Here is a 17982-nt window from a genome sequence, read left to right on the forward strand (position 1 = left end):
CACATCGACCCTGCCGCCAACACCGACCCCAAGCTCGTCGAGCAGGTGAAGCAGGACGCCGCCAAGGGCGTCAACGACCTGCTGAACCAGGGCTACCGGCTGCCCAGCGGCGACCAGTTCCACCTGAACCTGGAGTTCACCGACAACAGGGCGGACGCGCACACCACGGTCAGGGTCGACCCGAAGAACCCGAACGTCGACCAGACCCACTGGCAGCCCGGCACCAAACCCGAGGTCCTGGCCCACGAAACGCTGCACTACCTCGGCATTCCCGACGAGTACAGCGACTCCTCCCGCGTCTTCCAGCAGCACGACACGAGCTCCGGCGTGCACAAGGACGACGGCGGCATGATGGGCGGCGACGTCCGCCTCGACAACCCCGGTCTGCGGCCGCGGCACCTGTGGCTGGTCGAACGCACCGCCAACAGCCAGGTCGCCGTCCCCAACACCACGATCAACCCGGCCGGTCCGGCCACGGTGCCGGTGCCCGAGCACCTGCTGAAGAACGCCAAGCCGAACCCGGCGCCCGTCCCGCAGCCCAACACCGCGCAGGACGTCGAGACCGACACCCGGCCGATGAAGCACCGTCGCGACGGCGAGGACAGCGACACCGAGATCGCCCCGACCGACGACCGCGTCACCAAGCGCGGGCGCGGGCAGGCGACCTGGACCGAGCCCGGCCCGAGCAACAGCCGGCCGGACAGCCGGACCGATGCACTGGCCGACCAGCTGAGCACCATGTCGATCAGCGACCTCGACCCCGGCACCAAGTACAACGCGGCGTTCGCGAACCTCGGCGACGGCCGGATCGAGGTGCCCACCAAGGACACCTACCTCGACACCCTGAAGAAGAGCGTCGAGCAGAACAAGCGCCCGTCGTTCGTCATCAGCATCATCGTCAGCCACAACAACCTGGGCGACATCAACGGGGTCATCGACGCCATCACCGCGGACGCCGGCCCCATCGCGGACGACATGGTGTTCGTGATCGGCGTCAACGGCCGCACCGGCGCGAACGCCGGCATGAGCACCAACATCGATCAAGCCAACGCCGCGATCGCGAACCGGAACGAACCGATCGCGCTGGTGCCGATGGAGTTCAACGACAAGGCCTTCCCGTACGGCAAGATGCGCAACCAGACCATGCAGAGCGACGCCACGCGGTTCGCGGTCGGCGCGCTGCACGGCAAGGGCACGCACCCGTATCTGTCCATTCAGGACTTCGACACCGGCTCGCGCAGGGTGCCGAACGGCAAGGACGTCTTCACGCACTTCACCGAGTCGCTGAACCCACCGGAGATCGGGCCGATCCGCCCGTTGATGCACGGCGGCGGCTACCGCGTCGGCGACCCCGACGCGCTGATCACCGACATCCAGGCCAAGATCACCACCGAGCAGGCGAAGCTCGACGCGGACACGTCGCTGAAAGCCGATGAGCGCGCGGAGAAGCAGCGGGAGCTGGACCTCGCGACCGAACACATCTCGCCGCAGCACCGGCAGGCGTTCGTCGCGAAGTTCGAGCAGGCGATGAACGACGACATGCACGCGCGGGTCCGCCAGGCGGACTCGGCGCCGCTGACGCCGTACTGGCCGGAACCCAACCTGTTCATCGACGCGACCGTGCCACTGGTCGACCCGTCGGTGAAGTTCAGCGACGGCCTGGGCGAGTTCAACGGGCTCGGCCAGTCGATGAACGCCTTCGCCGGCAAGGATATCGTCGAGGTCCACCAGAACAAGCTCCCGGCGCCGGACACGACCAGGGCGCTCACCGAGGCCAAGGCGCAGCTCGAAGCCGACATCGCGGCACGGGGCGGAGAGCCGAACGCCAAGGAGGCCCGCGCCCTCGCCGAGATCGAGGCCGGCCTGCAGGCCAACCAGGACCCCGCCACCGCCAAGGCGAACAACGACGCCGAGGTCGACGCCGCGATCTCCGTCGACCTGCAGACCAACCGCCACCCGTTGCGCGGCGAGACCTTCCACACCGACTTCGTCGAAGGCGCGGTGGGCACGGACCTGTCCCGGCTCGCGTTCGACTTCGCCAAGGACGACGGCAAGTCGTGGCCGCAGTCGCACGTGGAGCTCACGACGGTGGCCGGCCGCACGTTCGGCGGTGACCCCGGGCCGGCGGCGAAGAAGGCGAAGTTCGAGACCTCGGCCGCGGACATCCGCAAGCAGTTCCAGGACAGCAGGACCGGCAGGGGCGGCAAGGCCCCCAAGGCCAACCCGGACAAGCCGCACGACCAGCGCGAACCCCAGCAGCTGGTCGACCACACGCAAAGCGGTCCGCAAGGCTGGAACCCCTCTCGGGTCGACGCGCTCAAGCTCGGCTGGGAGGACAAGAACACGCTCAACAAGGCGGTCTCGGCGCCGGTCCCCGGGCACGGCCACATGGGCGTCGACCCGCAGACCGACACGTCCACCGACTACCCGCCGGAGCGGGTGAAGCCGCCGGGCAGCAAGAAGCCGCTGCCTCCGCGCCAGGAGCACGAGCTCGGCCACATCGACCCGACTACCAAGCAGCAGAAGATGGCGACGGTCGTGAACACCGCGCTGTCGGACAACAACAGCAACATCACCCGCACGTTCGGCACGTTCGAGGCCGTCCTGCCGCGCGCGGGTGAGCCGCGGCCGGACGGCATGTACAACGCGGTGCACGACGCGCTCGTCGAGGAGTCCGGCGGCAGGAAGGGCAAGAAGATCCCAACGGCCGCGGACCTGCGCAAGAACACGGTCCGGCAGGGCGCGGTCGCGTCCACGAGCGTCACCACGCAGATCGCGGACTTCCACCAGCAGCACGGCCTGGCGAACGGCCACCTGGTCAACGCGGTCATCGAGCCGGGTCCGGCCGAGATCCCGCCGGGACTCCAGAGCGGCTACGACCACCCGGTCGACAACTCCGGCACGCCCGGCGCCGAACTGACCGGAGGACAGCGCGCCGAGCAGGACTCGATCGACGCCGACGAGAAGGCCGTGGAGAGGAACAGGGCCGACATGGCCGAGCTCCTCGCCTTCCAGCTGCTCGCGACCGAGCTCAACCGGCCGATCGTCGTCCACGGCCCGAACGACGCCGAGACGACCGTCATGCCGTTGCACGACCTCCAGCCGGAGGTGCTGGACAACTCCACGCAGAAGGACAAGGACAAGGCCGCCGCGTGGAAGCCCACCCCGCTCAGCGGGCCCGAGCTGCACATCGACCGGCACCCGAACCCGGACGGCCGGACCAGGTACACCACGCACGACCCGAACAACCCGCCGGGATCGGACACCGTGGACCAGGACATGGAGGTCGACACCCGTCCGGCGCCGCCCGCTCCCCCGGCCGACGCCCCCACGCCGTCGCACAACCCGTTGCACAGCACGGAGAACAGTGCACCGTGGTTCGACCCGCAGAATCCCGTGTCGTCTCGGTCCATTGCGGACGCTCGCGCCACTACCCCGGCCACCAGCTGGGTGCGCGGTGAGGACGCCGGTGTCTTGGACAACACCACGATCAGCCCCGCCGGCATCGACATGAAGGCCTGGCGCGGCCCGATCGCCTACGACAACCGCGTCCTGGACGTCGGCGGCGTGCCGGTGCGGGACTTCACCGTCCGGCTGCACCTCGACAACGGCACCACCGACGTCCAGGACCGGACCCGCGCTGGCGTCGAGGAGATGTTCAACCAGGGCTACCGGCTGCCGGGCGGCGAGCAGTTCCACGTCACGGTGGAGTTCACCGACAACCCGGCCGACGCGCACGCCACGATCAACGTCACCGACGACCCCGAGGGCCGGGCGAACCAGCTGACGTGGCCGGCGCACACGGACTCGCGGCGGCTCGCGCACGAGGTCGGGCACTTCCTCGGCCTGCGCGACGAGTACCTCGAGACCGACGACGTGAAGCCGATCTTCCAGCACCAGGACGGCAAGGGACACGTCGTCGCCGACAACTCTCCGATGACCGCCGGGATCGGCAAGGTGGACGCGCAGCTCAAGCCGCGGCACCTGGAGCTGATCGAGAGCCGGATGCAGGCGCTGCAGTCGCACAACAAGCCGCAACCCGGGCCGTTCGAGTCCGACCTGCCCGCGCCGAACATGCCCAAGCGCGAGCGTCCGGACACAATGGACGTCGACCGGGAAGGTGAGCCCTCCAAGCGTCTTCGTGAAGACGACGTCGACGTCGAGATGACCGCGCCGGACGTCGAGCTGGTGAACGAAGGCGGCGTGCACAACGCGGCGTTCGAGAGCTTGGCGAACGGGCGGACTCTCACGCCGATCACGGCCGAGAACTACCTGCAGCGCACCAAGGACAGCATCGCGAACAACGAGCCGCCGGCGTTCGTCGTGAGCATGATCGTCCGGGCGAGCGAGCTGGACCAGCTCAACGACGTGATCAACGGCGTCATGGCCAACACCGGTGACATGAACGGCCGCGTGGCGTTCGTGCTGGGCGTGAACGCGGCGTCGCAGCAGGACATCGACACCGCGCTGGCCGCCGCGGCTCCGACGGTCAACGGCCGCACCGAGCCGATCGCGCTGGTGAGCGTGCCGCACGGGTCGAAGGGCTTCAAGTTCGGCGAGACCCGCAACGCCACGCTGAACAGCAACGCCCACGAGTACGCCGTGACGGCGCTGGCCGCCAACGGCAAGCACCCGTACGTCTCGGTCATGGACTTCGACGCTGGCGACCGCAGGACCCGCGAGGGCACTCACGTCTTCTCCCACGTCGAGCAGCTCCTGCACGCCGAGGAGGTCGGCCCGGCGGACGGTCCGGACACCCCGGCGCCGTTGCGGCCGTTGCTGGTCGGTGGCGGCTACCGCGTGGCCATCACGCCGGAACAACTGCACGCGGACGTCCTGGCCCGCATCGACGGCGACACCAAGACGAACGAGGCGCAGAAGCAGGCCTACCGGGAACGGCTGAACGAGGAGGGCTTCGCGGACCGCTTCGTGCACATGATCGACGCGGACATGCACGCCCGCCGCACCCAGCAGGGCATCCACCCGTTGCTGCCCTACACGCCGGAACCGAACCTGTTCTTCGACGCACTCGTGCCGCTCGCCGACCCGTCGGTGAAGTTCGGCGAGGGTGCGGCGGAGTTCGGGCAGCTCGGCTCGTCGCTGAACAAGTTCCACGCCGTGGAGATCGCCGCGCACTACGACCCGCGCACCGCTCAGGAGCGCTCCGGCGAGGTGCCCGTCGACCAGGCGAAGTTGGCCGCGGCGGCCGAGCAGGTCAGGGTCGACGTGCAGAACAACCGCGACCCCGTGCGCGGCCAGGCGTTCACCACGGACTTCGTCTCGGGTGACACCGGCACCGACCTGTCCCGGATCGCCTACGGGCTGATCACGGACGGCAAACTGCCGCAGTCGCACACCGCGCTGCCGAACGTGAGCGAACGCTTCTTCGACGGCAAGCCCGCCAAGAAGGGCACCGCGTTCGCCGAGGAACGTGCGCGGCTCTCGACCGGTGAGCAGCGGGTCGTCGAGCCGTTCCGCCCGCCGGCCGAGGGGCACACGACGAACACGTGGAACCCTCCTGGCAAGGTGAAGACGCAGCTCGGCGCGCCGGCGAAGAACCGGATGAACCCCGCTGTGTCGGCGCCGATGCCCGCGCCGTTCAACGACCAGCAGGCGGGCGTGCAGAAGGACCAGAAGGTCGTGGCGGCGCACGGGATCGTGGCGTCCGATCATCTGAACCACACGCTCCGGCAGGTGCGGCACCTCAACACCGACGTGCTGCGCGGCCAGAACCCGCCGCCGACCACCGACACCGGCCTCTACGCGGCAGTCGGCGCGGCGAAGGGGGTGAACCCGGCGGCGCTGCGGCTGGAGGTCGTGGAGCTCGCCGCACGCAACCCCGCGGTGGCCAAGGCGGTGGCGGACTTCACCGTCAGCAGGCCGATGCACGACGGGCACATGGTCGGCGCGCTGGTGGAGAACGTGAACTGGCACATGCAGCCGGACGCCAAGGAGAACAGCGGCGCCGGCAACGCCCGTGACCTGGTCGGACACCTCATCGCGACCCAACAGCAGGTGAACGTGCGGATCCACCAGCCGGGCGGCAACCCGGTGCTGCTCCGGCCGATGGGCGACGCGGTGACCGCAACGGTCGACATCGAGATGGTGATGAACGGCCGCCAGGTCACCTATCGGCCATACCGTGGTCCACAGGGGCTACACCAGGACGAACCGATGCTTTAGCGTGACTCGCGTGGACGAGTTCGCGGAGGCGCTCCGGTCGGCGATCACCAATCGTGGTCTCGGTCTGGAGCGACTCCGTGAACACCTCTCGCAACACGGCGTGTCCGTGTCCTTGGCGACGCTGAGCTACTGGCAGACCGGTCGCAGTCGTCCTGAGCGCAAGAAGTCGCTGCAGGCCGTTGTCCACTTGGAACACATCCTGCAGGTGCCTCCAGGCCACCTCTCGGAGCTTTTGGGGCCGCCCCGGCCGCGTGGGCGGTGGCTGCGCAAGGCTCCCGCGCCGATGTCCGCGTTCTGGCCGGAGCCGTCCCAGGTCGAGCACGCGCTGGACGACATGGAGACGCGCTGGGACGACCAGCTGATCCGGGTGAGCCAGCAGGACTTCGTGACCATCGGGGCGGATCGCACCGAGCGGTCCTTCAGGTCGCGGCAGGTGCTGTCCGCGTCGATGAACGGACCTGACCGGTGGGTCGTGATCATGCACATCGACGAGCACGACCGGCCGTTGCCCGAGCTGCGGGCGTTGAAGAACTGCGAGATCGGACGGCTCGTGGAGGACGAGACACAGGGTTTCCTGGCCGCGGAACTGTTGTTCGACAAGGTGCTGCGCAAGGGCGAGAGCATCGTGATCGAGCACGAGCTGGTGAACCGGGCGCCGTGTCCGCTTGCGACGAACTACGAGCGCAAGTTCCGGTTGCCCACCAGGGAATACGTGCTCGAGGTGACGTTCGAGGGTGCTCTGCCCGCCTCGGTCGTTCAGCTCTCCGACAACTCCGCGGTGGATCCGAGCTCGACTCTGCTGGACGTGGCGCTGGACGTGCAGCCCGGTGTGCGCGGTTTTCGGTGGGACTGGGACTTAAAAGTGAAACAGGACTTAAAAGTTACGCATTAACTTCCTGCTCATCGGCGAATTAGATTCGGGCCACCCTGCAACCAAGGAGGCCTTTCGCCATGAGAAAGGTTCTTGCCGTTTTCTGCGGCGCTGTTCTGATTTTGCCGGTGCTGACCGCGCCTGCCATCGCGGACCCCGTCGCCGATGCCGTGGCTCGTGATCTCGGCATCAGTGCTTCGGCTGCACGTACTCGACTCGTTCAGCAAGAACGTGCTCACGATGTTTCGGCCGGTCTGTCGGTTGCCGACGCCGGTCGCTGGTTCGACGCAGCCTCTGGCCGGTTGACGGTGGCGGTCACCCGTCCTGAGGATGCTGACCTTGTTCGTGCCGCCGGCGCCTCGGCGGTGCTGGTGTCCCGTTCTGCTGCTGAGCTTTCCGCGCTCGTGTCGCGGGTGAAGGCTTCGGGCCACGCGTTCCGGAGTGTCGGCGTCGACGTCCGGCGCAACGACGTGGTGGTGTCGGCTGTCGGTCCCTTCCCTGCGGTGGACGGGGTTCGGGTCGTTCGGGTGGCCCAGCCGTTCGTGCAGCAGTCCGGGGAGGTCAACCCCGGCGATCCCTGGTGGCCGGGGTCGGAGTCGAACTGCTCTGTCGGTTTCCCCGCCACGGATTCCAGTGGCGGCAAGCACTTCGTGACCGCTGGGCACTGCACGAACGACGCTTCGCAGGCCGCCTACGGGGAGAGCGGGCAGCGGAACCGGCTCGGGACGTCCAACGTCGGTGGTAACCGCTCGGTGAACGCCAGGGAAGGCGACATGGGTGTGGTCGCGGTGACCGAGCCCGGCTGGACGGTCTCGCCGGTGGTCAACACGTGGGGCTCGCCCGCGGTGACTGTCACCGGGAGCAAGGACGCGCTGGTCGGCGAGGCGGTGTGCCACAGCGGGAACACCGCGCCCCAGTTCGAGTGCGGCGTGGTGAACTCGGTGAACCAGACCGTGGACTACGGGTCCGTGGTGGTCGACGGTCTGTCGTTGACCACCGCCTGTTCCGAAGGCGGGGACTCCGGTGGTGCCTGGCTGGCCGGGTCCTCCGCGGTCGGGCTGCATTCCGGTGGGCAGTCCTCGTGTTCTCCTGGGTCCACAGAGGACAACTCCATCTTCCAGCCGGTGAACGAGGCGCTGGCCAAGTGGAACCTCACGCTGGTGACCGGGTCCGGATCTGGCGACACCGAGCCGCCGACCGCGCCTTCTGGGCTGCGCTCGACAGGTGCCACCGCTACTGGTGTCTCGCTGGAGTGGTCGGCTGCTTCGGACAACGTCGGGGTCACCGGGTATGACGTCTACAGCGGTTCCACGGTGGTTGCTTCCGTTGCCGGGCCATCGGCTTCGGTTGACGGGCTGACGCCGGACACCGCCTACTCGTTCACGGTCGCCGCCCGGGATGCCGCCGGGAACGTGTCGAAGCAGTCGGACGCGGTGTCGGTCCGGACCGCGCCTGGTTCCGGTTCCCGGACCTTCGGCAATCCCGAGGACTTCCCCATCCGGGACTTCCAGGTCGCGGTGAGCCGGGTTGTGTCGACTGCTTCGGGTGCTGCTGCCTCGTCGGTGACGGTGCAGGTCGACGCGACGCACACGTGCTCGCAGGACCTGAACATCGCGCTGGTCGGCCCCAGCGGACGGTCGTACTCGTTGCAGAGGTACGGCGGGTATCCGTGCACTCCGTTGCAGCCCAAGGCCTTCACGGCTCGGGTGTCGGAACGGGCCGCGGGTACGTGGACGTTGCGGATCGGTGACAACGGCCCTGCCGACGAAGGCGTGCTGTCGGGCTGGTCGATCACGGTCTAGGCACGGCTGTGGACGGGTGCTCCCCCGCGCCGTTCCACGGGAGCACCCGTCCACTGTGGAGCCTTCGATCAGCCGATCTTCTCGATCTTCGCCTTGCGGATCAGGAACTTGCCGGGCTCGCGGACCTGTTCGAAGGCCGCGTTGTTGAGCAGTGCACAGCTGCCGGACGCCGACGTCACCTTGACGGTGGTGGACTTGTTGTTGTCCAGGTTGGTGACCTTCAGCGTGGTGCCGACGGGGAACTGGTTGCTGGACGCCGCCGGAGCGCCGCCCTCACCGGAAAGCGTGACGGTGGAACCGTTGCAGACCTGCTGACCGGACGCACCGCCGTCGTTGCCGCCCTGGTTCGCATCGGGCTTCGGGGCGGGCTGGGCCGTGTTCTGGCCCTGGTTGCCAGCGTTGTTGCCTTGGTTGTTGTTGCCCTGGCCGGCGTTGCCGCCGTCACCCTTGCAGCCCGCCGCCTTGCGCCGCTGCTGGATGAGGTCGACCACGGCCTGCCGGTTCGCGATGCGGGCCTCGGACTGCGAGTCCGGGCTGGCCTTCTGCCCCGCGATGAAGTTCAGGTTGTTCTGCAACGCCTTGTCGAGCCCGCCGCAGTCCTCGCCGGACGTGGATGCCTGGCCCTTCTCTGCCTTGGCCTCGACCTTGTTGCCACAGCCGGCCGCCTTGCGCCGCTGGTTGATGAGGTTGACAACCGCCTGCCGATTGGCAATCCGAGCCTCCGACTGCGCGTCGGGGTTCGCCTGCTGCCCGGCGATGAAGTTCAAGTTGTTCTGCAGGGCGGTGTCCAGTCCGCCGCAGTCCTCAGCCGCGTTCGAATCGGTGCCGCTGAAGGCGAAGATGCCACCGGCGACAGCAGCGACCGCGAGCATGGCGCCCGCGCCGATCATGGCGGGCTTGCGGTGTCGAGCGCCCATTCGATTCTCCTCGGGGTGTTCATCGGTGTTGTACCGGTGACTACGGGGAGGTCACGGACGGGGTTCAAATCGGACTAGACCATGTTGGTTTAAATGCTTTTAAGGTTTTGGCGCGGTGGTGATCTTGCTGGTCAGGCGCGGTTTCTGCTGGTTCTGGGGCGGTTCGGTTCGTGGTCCCGCGAATAGACCAAGGAGGTGATACCGGTGCCGCTGGTGGTCCGGTATCGGGGGGTGGGCGGGCTCCGCGGTTCGACTGGATTCGACTCAGGCGTGGCTGGCCGTTCGACTGCGGCCGGCTCGCTGTTCGACAGGGGGTGCGCGGCTCTGGGCGGCTGGGGGGCACCAGGCAGGGCGGGCGTGTTCGCCGCTAGCGGGTCAGTTTGCGAGGGCTAGTGCGAGTTCCAGCGGAGAGGTCGCCTTGCGTGCGATCCGTCGCCTTGCGCAAGTGGGCGCGTAGGTGGCATACGGGCCTGCTTCATCGGCCTTAAAAGGCCGGGCACAAGGAGCCCGGGCTAGGCGCGTCATCACCGCTTCCCTGATTTGTATTAGGCCTGTCCGGCTCGCTTCGCATCGCCCTTGTTCTGGGGGTGGGTGCCCTCAACCAGCGCGAGATCGGTGAAGGAGATCGGTTTTCCGGTGGCGCGGGCGTGTGCGATCTCCCTGCTCGTGGACTCGCCGATGTACCCGCCGGGGTTGACGACCAGGACGCGGTCAGCCAGGTCGATCTTGTCCAGGTGAAGGGCGTCCAGCGCGGCCTTCTGCTCGTTGGTGATCTGCTCGCCTGCTTCGGTTGGCGAGACGACGATCGCACCTGCCAAGGTCAGCCTGCGGTTCGCCGCACGCAGCTCGTCCACGAACCGGGTGGAGCCGCAGATGCAAACGATCTCAGGTCGGTAGGGCACGGCTCATTCCTTCGGTGGCAACACGGCCTGGACGGGGTCAGGCGTGGATCAGGACAGGGTCGTCGGTTCGGCCGCTGGGCAATAAGAGCTCTCGGCTGGGACGTGGCACCGGGTCGGGGTGCCAGGTGGTGTGGAGTTGGTTGGTTCTCGTGCGGCGGGCCGGGTCTACGTACCCCGGTGGGCGGAAGATCGGGATGCCACCTGCCATCTGCACTTGCCAGCCGGAGTGGTGGACCAGGTTGTGGTGGCGGAGGCAGAGCAGGGCGAGGTTGTCCAGGTTGGTTTCGCCGCCGTTGGACCAGTGGCGGACGTGGTGGGCTTCGCAGTGTTTCGGGGGTCTGGTGCAGCCCGGGAAGGCGCAGCCCTTGTCGCGGGCCACGAGCATGCGGCGCAGGCCTGCGTTGATGGTTCTGGTTTTGCGGCCCACGTCGTGGATTTGGGAGCGGCTGCCGAGCAGCATGGGGATGATGCCGCTGTCGCAGGCGATTTTGCGGACCTGGTTCATCGGGATGTGTTCGCCGTTGTCGAGGCGGGCGGTGCCGATGCCTTGGCGGAGCTTGTCGTAGTCGACGGTGACGGTGAGCTGGACCCGTTCGCCGCCGCTGATGCGGTGGTGGTCGGCGCGGGCGGCCAGGTTGACGATCTCGCAGAACGCGTCGCCTTCGCGCTCCGGGGCGAAGCGCAGGTCGTTGGGAGCCGGTTTGGCGAGGGCGTCGATCTGGGCGTCGAGTTTGGCGCCGGTTTCGGCGTCCACGTCCGCGAACAACTGGTAGCGGCCGCCCTGCCACTTGCGGCGCAAGACGTTGCGCGGCTGGACCGGTTCGGGCTGTTCGGGTTCGGGGCCGTCCTGGTCCATGAGATAGGCCAGCTTCTTGCAGTACTCCTCGGCCGAGTGCGGCTCGTGCTGCAATGCGTATTCGACGAGGGGCTCTTCTGCTTTGGCGGGCAGGGTGACCATGGCTTTGGCCAGGACATCAACGTGGTCTTCGGACAGCGCGCCTTCGGCCATCGCGGCCGCGACTGCCGGTAGCGCGGGCTCCACAACAGAACCGGTGGGCGTGATCGTGGGACACAAAGCCGCTGCCTGCTTGAGCTTGCGGCGAGACATCTTCGGATCCCAGTGCACGACGTGTTTGAAGAGCTCGATGAGATCCTTGTACCCCAAGGATTCCGCCGCGCCCTGCTGCTGCAGCGCGCCGACGATTTCCAGGATCTCGAACTGAAGCTGTTGTAGCGCAGGGACTTTCCGCTTGAGCTCGGCGAGGAGCTCAAGCGGGGAGGAAAGTCCGAGGGCTGACATGCGTCCATTGTGGCATGAACACGTGTTCGAATTCTATTCCACAATCGGGTGAACGTGCAGGTCAGGGCCCTACGGCACCCGTGCGCACAAACTCTCTCTAGTACGCAACACGCGCCTATGGACCACCCACGCACCACACGGCCAACGCACGCAACGCGCCCACGCCCCGCAACCACTTACGCAACGCAAGCACAGAAGTTCGGTCCGGCACACGCCCGACGGAGGAGGGCATGTGCCGGGTCGGCGAAGCCGGACCAGCCAACGCAACCGCCACGCGCCGACGCAACGAACCACCGGCGTATCGGCACGACGCACTACACACACGGCGCACGCACCACACACACGGGACGCGCCGGGTACCCCCAATTTCAAGCTTAGTCAGCAGGTCTGACAGTGGGGCTGTGGCGACGTTTTCACCCGAACGAGCGGGTTCGTGGATTGAGGCCAAGAATTAGCTTCGGTGGCATGAGTTCCATACCCTCCACCGCGTACAGCAGGGATCTCGGCGACGAGCTGCGCCGGTTGCGTGAGACGTGCACCGGGCTGAACGGCAACGCGCTCGCGATCAAGCTCGGCTGGGATCCCAGCAAGGTGTCCACCATAGAGCACGGGAAAGCGCGCGCCAGCGAGATCGACCTGGTGCAGTACCTCTCGATGTGCGGCAAGGACATCGACTTCTACGAGGAGTTCAAGCACCGCTACCGGTACGCGTTCGACGAGTACATCGTCCAGGTCTCCGGCAACCTGCGCACTGTCGCGATGGCTGAGTCGACGGCCACGACGATCACGAGCTACTCACCGCAGTCCGTGCCGGGCCTGGTGCAGACACCTGAGTACGCCGACGGCATCTACCGGATGACCGGCATGGTCACCGAGGAACGAATTCCCGACCTCGTCCAGTTCCGGAACGACCGTCAAGCCATCCTGCGACGGCACAATCGGCCGACTTGCTTGTTCTACGTTCATGAGCATGCGCTGGAACTGCAGGTCGGCAGCAGCCAGATCATGAGGGAGCAGTACAAGCGCATGCTGTTCAAGACGCACACCATCCGGATCGTGCCCGCGGACGCTCCGCTGGCCGCGTCGGGATGTGTGCTGTGGGAGTTCGCGAAGGCGCACCCGGTCGCCTTCAGCGAGACCGATCTGACGCACGTGTTCGTGCAGGATCTGGGCGCGATCGCGCGGACCCGGCTCCTCTTCGACCGTCTGGATCGGGTCGCGTTGGATGCGGAACAATCGCGGAGCAAGCTGGCGGAATACGTCAGCGGACCGCGAGAGGAACCGGATGATGCAGGACCGCACCTGGCGTAAGAGCAGCTACAGCAACGGGACGGAAGAAGGTGAGTGCGTCGAGGTGTCACTTGGCCTTGACGCGCTGGTCAGGGACTCGAAGAACGCGGGTGGTGGCGTGCTCGCGTTCTCGTCCCCCGCGTGGCGTGCGCTGGTCAGCTGGCTACATCCGGTCCAGTAGGCGGGACCGCGCGACCTCCAGGTGAGCGGTCATGGCCGCACTGGCCGCCACCTCGTCGCCGGCCACCAGGGCGTCGACGATCGCGCGGTGCTCGGTGATGGTCTGCACCCCGAACGGCTGCTGGAAGTTCAGCCGGAACAGGTGCAGGTGGCAGTGGGTCTTGGCGAACGACTGCAGCACGGCCTCGTTGCCCGCGATGCGCAGGATCAGCTCGTGCAACCGCTGGTCGTGCGCGGTCAGGTTCTTGTAGTCGTCGTAGGCGTTGTCGGCGGGAGCTGCCGGACAGGTCGCCAGCTCCTCCTCGATCAGCCGGACGTTCTCGGGGGTCATGCGGGCTGCCGCCAGAGCCGCGGACGGCGGCTCCAGCAGCAGGCGCAGTGAGTACAGGTCGTCGACCTGCTTGCGGTTCAGCAGGTCCGTCACGCGGTAGCCGCGCAACGGGAGCCTGCTGACCAGTTCTTCCGACTCGAGGCGGGCCAGGGCCTCCCGGACCGGCGTTGGGGACACCTGGAGCTGGCGCGCCACCTCGTCGATGTTGACTCGGGCGCCCGGTTCCATGCCGTCGCTCATGATCAGCGCGCGGATCTGCTCGTAGACGTCATCCGCGAGCACGCGCCTGGTCGGTATCCGCAACACCACTCCTGGGACTCCTGTTCAGTTCTTGGCCAGTATCTCCTGCGAGACGCGTTCCATCTCCGCGAACACGTCATCGGAGCGTTGCCCGCCGAAGTAGGCCTCGAAGAGGGGCTGTTCGGCGGACTGCACCGCCGATCCGTTGGCGTAGGCGGTGGACGGGAAGAGCACGCCGTCCTTCACGTACTGGTTGAAGACGGACAGGTCGACGCCCTGCGACTTCATCGAGGTGACGGTGTTGTCCATGGCGGCGGGAATCGACGGGAAGAACGTGCCGGTGGCGCCCGCCTTGGTCTGGCACTCCTCGCTGCCCATGTAGCTGACCCACTTCCAGGTCAGGTCGGGGTTCTTGGTGCCGGCCCAGATGTTGTTGCCGTTGGAGTTCGACAGCACGGCGCGCTTGCCCTCGGGGCCGAGCGGCGTCGGCGCGATGCCCACCGGCACGCCCGGGATCTTGCCGAACGACGGCGCGGACCAGGAGCCGCCGATGGTCATCGCGGTCTTGTTGGAGCCGACCAGGTCGATGTCGGAGATCGTGGACTGGTTGCCGGTGGTGAAGGTGCCGAGCTTCGGGGAGTAGCCCTTCTCGGTCAGCGCCGTCACCCACTTCATGGTCTTCACGAAGCGAGGGTCGGTGTAGTTGAACTTGGAGGGCCACTGGTCCTTGTCGCCGAACTTCCAGCCCAGCGTCGCGACGAGCGGCGCCCACGTGGTCTCGCCGATGAAGCTGCGGCCCGCGATGGCGCCGACGCCGTAGGTGGCGATGGCGTTCTTGTCGAAGCCGGGCTCGTCGCCGCGCTTGCCGTTCTTGTCGATGGTCAACCGCGCCACGATCTTCTCGAACGTGCCGCCGTCGTCGGGGTTCCAGGTCATCTTGGCCACGTCGGCCTCGGAGATGCCGGCCTGCTGCAGCGAGTCCTTGCGGTAGTAGATGCCCGCGGCTGCCCAGTCGAGCGGCAGCGCGTACTGCTTGCCGTCGGTGAACTTCCAGTTGTCGACGCCGACCGAGTACTTCTTCAGGTCCACATCGGACTTCGTGATGAGGTCGTCGAGCGGCATCAGCTGGTGCTGCCCGGCGTAGGCCTGGAGGAACTGCACCGAGTTCTGGAACGCGTCGGGCGCGGTGCCCGCGACGAACCCGGCGGTGAGCTTGGTGAAGTAGTCGTCGACGTTGTAGCGGGTGATCTTCACGTCGGTGCCGGGGTTGGCGGCCTCGAACGCCTTCTCGCACTCGCCGTAGGCGACTGCCTGTTTGTCGTCCCAGGTCCACCAGTTCACGGTGTTGCCGGAGCCGGTGTCGGAGCCCGACGAGCAGCCGGCGACCACCAGAGCTGCTACTGCTGCCAGAGAAGCGGCGGCGATTCTCATACTTTCTCCAAGAGACGGGAACGGAAGGCGTCGAGTGCGATGTCGAGGTCGTCGGAGCCGCCCGCCTCGTGGGCGCTGTGCTCCCAGACCTGGATCTGACGGGGTCCGGCGTAGGCGTGGTAGGCGCCGAACACGGTGGACGGCGGCACGATGTCGTCCATCAGGCCGATCGAGAACCAGGCGGGGGCGACTGCTCGAACGGCGAACCCCACACCGTCGAAATAGGACAGTGTCGGGAAGATGTCGGAACGGCGGTTCTCGGCGATGTAGGTCGTGAGCTCGGTGAACGGAGGACGGCCGCACACGTTGAGAGCGCGCCGGAAATCGCACAGGAACGGGGCCTGGGCGTGCACGGCCGCCAGATCAGGCACGAGACCCGCCACCGCCAGAGCGATTCCGCCGCCCTGGCTGTTGCCGATCACGGCCACGTCCTGGGAACCCAGCGCCCGCACGGCATCCACCGCGCGAACAGCGTCCGTGAAGACACGACGGTAGAAGTAGGTGGCGCGGTCGGCGATGCCTCGGGTCATGAAACCGGCGCCGCCGCGCTGGTCCCGCACCTCGAACTGCAGGTGCGCGAACCCGGCGCTGGCCCAGGTCAGGTTCTCGACCGCGCTCCCCCGGTTGCTGCCGTAGCCGTGGTACTGCACGACAGCGGGCAACCCGGTCAGACCCTTCGGAGTGCGCAGCCAGGCACGGATCCGGTCGCCGCCGAACCCCGAGAACGTCACGTCGTACACATCCAGGGTCTGCAGCGGCGTCTCGACCGGGATCGCCTCGACCTTCAACGGAAACGAACGAGCTTCAACCAGCGTCGAGTCCCAGAACGAGTCGAAGTCGTCGGGCCGGATGTACGAGCTGCGGTAGTCCCACAGGTCGTCCAGCCCCAGGTCAGTCAGCACGAAATCCTCCCGCGCACTTCCACGACGTCACTCACGACGACCTCTGTGACCTCACCGCCGATGCTCACCGGCACGAACGCCGAGGCGTCACCGGAAACCCGCCGCACTCGCACCAGCACATCTCCGTCGTCCCACGTCACGTCGACGGCGAGCCCGCCACGGCAGCGCAGGCCACGTGCCGAACCGCGGGACCAGCCGGACGGCAGCGCGGGCAGGATGTCGATCACGCCGGTGTGGCTCTGCACCACGACTTCGGCGAGGGCCGCTGTGAAGCCGTAGTTGCCGTCGATCTGGAACGGCGGGTGCGTGCTGAACAGGTTCGGCAGCAGGCCGCCCCACTCCGAGCCGTCGAACGGCGCGTCGCGGTGCCGGTCGCCGGTGAACGCCTGCGATGCCTCGGACAGCAACGAGCGCACGGTCTCGCCGTCGGCCAACCGCGCCCGCAGCGCCATCTTCCAGGCCCACGACCAGCCCATCGCGCCGTTGCCGCGCCGGTCCATCGTGGCCACCGCGGCGTCGCCGAGCTCGGTACCGGCAACGATCTGGCCTAGCGGGTAGACCGACACCAGGTGCGACATGTGCCGGTGCGTGGGGTCCTCCTCGGTGAAGTCGCCGACCCACTCCCCCAGCCGCCCGTCGAACACCGGAACCGGGCGGAGGCGGGGCAGCGCGGCCGAGATCTCCGCGAGGATCGGATCAGCGCGGCCCGATGCCAGTGCCAGCGCCAAAGTCCGTTCGAACACGGCACGGATCAGCATCACGTCCATGGTCACGGACCACGTCAGTGCCTGCGGCTTGCCATCAGAATCGAGGAACCAGTTCTCCGGCGACGTCGACGGGCACGTGTCGAGGTAGCCGTCCGGGCCTTCTACCAGCCAGTCGAGGCAGAACTCCGCACAGCCGCGCAGCAACGGCCACGCACGCTCCAAAGTGGACCAGGTGCGGGCGAAGTCGTAGTGGTCCCAGGCGTGCTGGACCAGCCACGCGCCGCCCATCTGCCAGAGCGCCCACGACACCGCGCCGTGGCCCATGCCGACTGGCAGCGACCAGCCCCAGGCGTCGGTGTTGTGGTGCGCCACCCAGCCACGCGCCCCGTACAGCTCTCGCGCCACCTCAGCGCCGGTCACTGAAAGCTTTTCCAGCAGTTCCAGCAACGGTTCGTGGCACTCGGCGAGCCCGGTGACCTCAGCGGCCCAGTAGTTCATCTGGGTGTTGATGTTGATCGTGTAGTTCGACGACCAGGCAGGACGCAGCTCGCCGTTCCAGATGCCCTGCAGGTTCGCGGGCGGCGCACCGGGCCGGGACGAGGACGCCAGCAGGTAACGGCCGAACGCGAACAGCACGGACGCCGTCAGCTGCTCGTCCTTGCCGGTCAGCAACTCCGGCACGTCGACCTCGTCGGGCACGTCGCCGAACTGGACGTCGCAGGCGTTCAGCAACGTCATCAGGTCGCTGGACCGCTTGCCGTGCCAGTGCGACTCGGTCGTGGTGGTGCTGGTGAGCGTCAGCTTCCAGCTCGGGCCGTCCTGCTCGACCCTGGCCCGCACCACGCCGCGTTCGCCCTCTCCGTAGACAGGGGCGTCGACCTGCGGTTCGTGCCGGGGCGCCGAGTCGACGGGGATGTCGACGACGA

At 67.4% G+C, this 17982-nt stretch carries 12 protein-coding genes; 5 read left to right on the forward strand and 7 right to left on the reverse strand.

Features of this window, described 5'->3' with window-relative positions; translation table 11 throughout:
* The first annotated feature begins 45 nt into the window (after positions 1-45).
* Genes UK23_RS53020 through UK23_RS30575 form a run of 3 tightly spaced genes read left to right on the forward strand, consistent with a single transcriptional unit; the run spans position 46 to position 8856 of the window.
* Positions 46-6183 (forward strand): hypothetical protein, encoded by a 6138-nt coding sequence (locus UK23_RS53020; protein WP_231114750.1) that lies wholly within the window; start codon positions 46-48, stop codon positions 6181-6183.
* A gap of 10 nt (positions 6184-6193) precedes the next feature.
* Positions 6194-7075 (forward strand): XRE family transcriptional regulator, encoded by an 882-nt coding sequence (locus UK23_RS30570; protein WP_231114751.1) that lies wholly within the window; start codon positions 6194-6196, stop codon positions 7073-7075.
* A 59-nt stretch (positions 7076-7134) separates the two neighbouring features.
* Positions 7135-8856, forward strand: coding sequence for a proprotein convertase P-domain-containing protein (locus UK23_RS30575; RefSeq protein ID WP_045315154.1), 1722 nt, complete (start codon positions 7135-7137; stop codon positions 8854-8856).
* Between the two features lie 68 nt (positions 8857-8924).
* Here UK23_RS30575 and UK23_RS30580 read toward each other — a convergent pair whose 3' ends face one another.
* From UK23_RS30580 to UK23_RS49080, 3 genes are all read right to left on the reverse strand, one after another.
* Positions 8925-9773 carry a septal ring lytic transglycosylase RlpA family protein gene (locus tag UK23_RS30580; RefSeq protein ID WP_231114752.1) on the reverse strand — a complete coding sequence of 283 codons (849 nt, stop codon included), beginning with the start codon at positions 9771-9773 and terminating at the stop codon, positions 8925-8927.
* Positions 9774-10318: 545 nt separating this feature from the next.
* Positions 10319-10675: a hypothetical protein gene (locus UK23_RS30585; RefSeq protein ID WP_045315155.1), complete on the reverse strand. Its 357-nt coding sequence runs from the start codon at positions 10673-10675 to the stop codon at positions 10319-10321.
* 37 nt (positions 10676-10712) lie between these two features.
* A complete protein-coding gene (locus tag UK23_RS49080; protein WP_052685205.1) occupies positions 10713-11975 on the reverse strand; it encodes an HNH endonuclease signature motif containing protein in 1263 nt (420 codons plus the stop codon).
* Positions 11976-12440: 465 nt separating this feature from the next.
* Between UK23_RS49080 and UK23_RS30595 the strand changes: the two genes are divergently transcribed.
* Both UK23_RS30595 and UK23_RS54050 read left to right on the forward strand, forming a co-directional pair.
* Positions 12441-13286 carry a helix-turn-helix domain-containing protein gene (locus UK23_RS30595; protein WP_045315156.1) on the forward strand — a complete coding sequence of 282 codons (846 nt, stop codon included), beginning with the start codon at positions 12441-12443 and terminating at the stop codon, positions 13284-13286.
* Positions 13287-13329: 43 nt separating this feature from the next.
* Positions 13330-13446 (forward strand): DUF397 domain-containing protein, encoded by a 117-nt coding sequence (locus tag UK23_RS54050; protein WP_231114753.1) that lies wholly within the window; start codon positions 13330-13332, stop codon positions 13444-13446.
* On the opposite strand, the gene UK23_RS30605 is transcribed toward UK23_RS54050, so the two are convergent.
* From UK23_RS30605 to UK23_RS53025, 4 genes are all read right to left on the reverse strand, one after another.
* On the reverse strand, positions 13429-14079 hold the full coding sequence (locus tag UK23_RS30605; RefSeq protein WP_156213485.1) for a GntR family transcriptional regulator: 651 nt from the start codon (positions 14077-14079) through the stop codon (positions 13429-13431). The genes UK23_RS54050 and UK23_RS30605 overlap by 18 nt on opposite strands.
* A gap of 21 nt (positions 14080-14100) precedes the next feature.
* Complete coding sequence (locus UK23_RS30610; protein WP_045315159.1) at positions 14101-15447, reverse strand: ABC transporter substrate-binding protein; 1347 nt, start codon at positions 15445-15447, stop codon at positions 14101-14103.
* Positions 15444-16349: an acetylxylan esterase gene (locus UK23_RS30615; RefSeq protein ID WP_045315160.1), complete on the reverse strand. Its 906-nt coding sequence runs from the start codon at positions 16347-16349 to the stop codon at positions 15444-15446. Before UK23_RS30615 ends, UK23_RS30610 begins: the two co-directional genes overlap by 4 nt.
* On the reverse strand, positions 16343-17982 hold a 1640-nt coding region (locus UK23_RS53025; protein ID WP_045315161.1), incomplete at its 5' end, for a glycosyl hydrolase family 95 catalytic domain-containing protein. The genes UK23_RS30615 and UK23_RS53025, both read right to left, overlap by 7 nt.

Origin of the sequence: Lentzea aerocolonigenes (assembly GCF_000955955.1) — a bacterium.
Taxonomy (GTDB): domain Bacteria; phylum Actinomycetota; class Actinomycetes; order Mycobacteriales; family Pseudonocardiaceae; genus Lentzea; species Lentzea aerocolonigenes_A.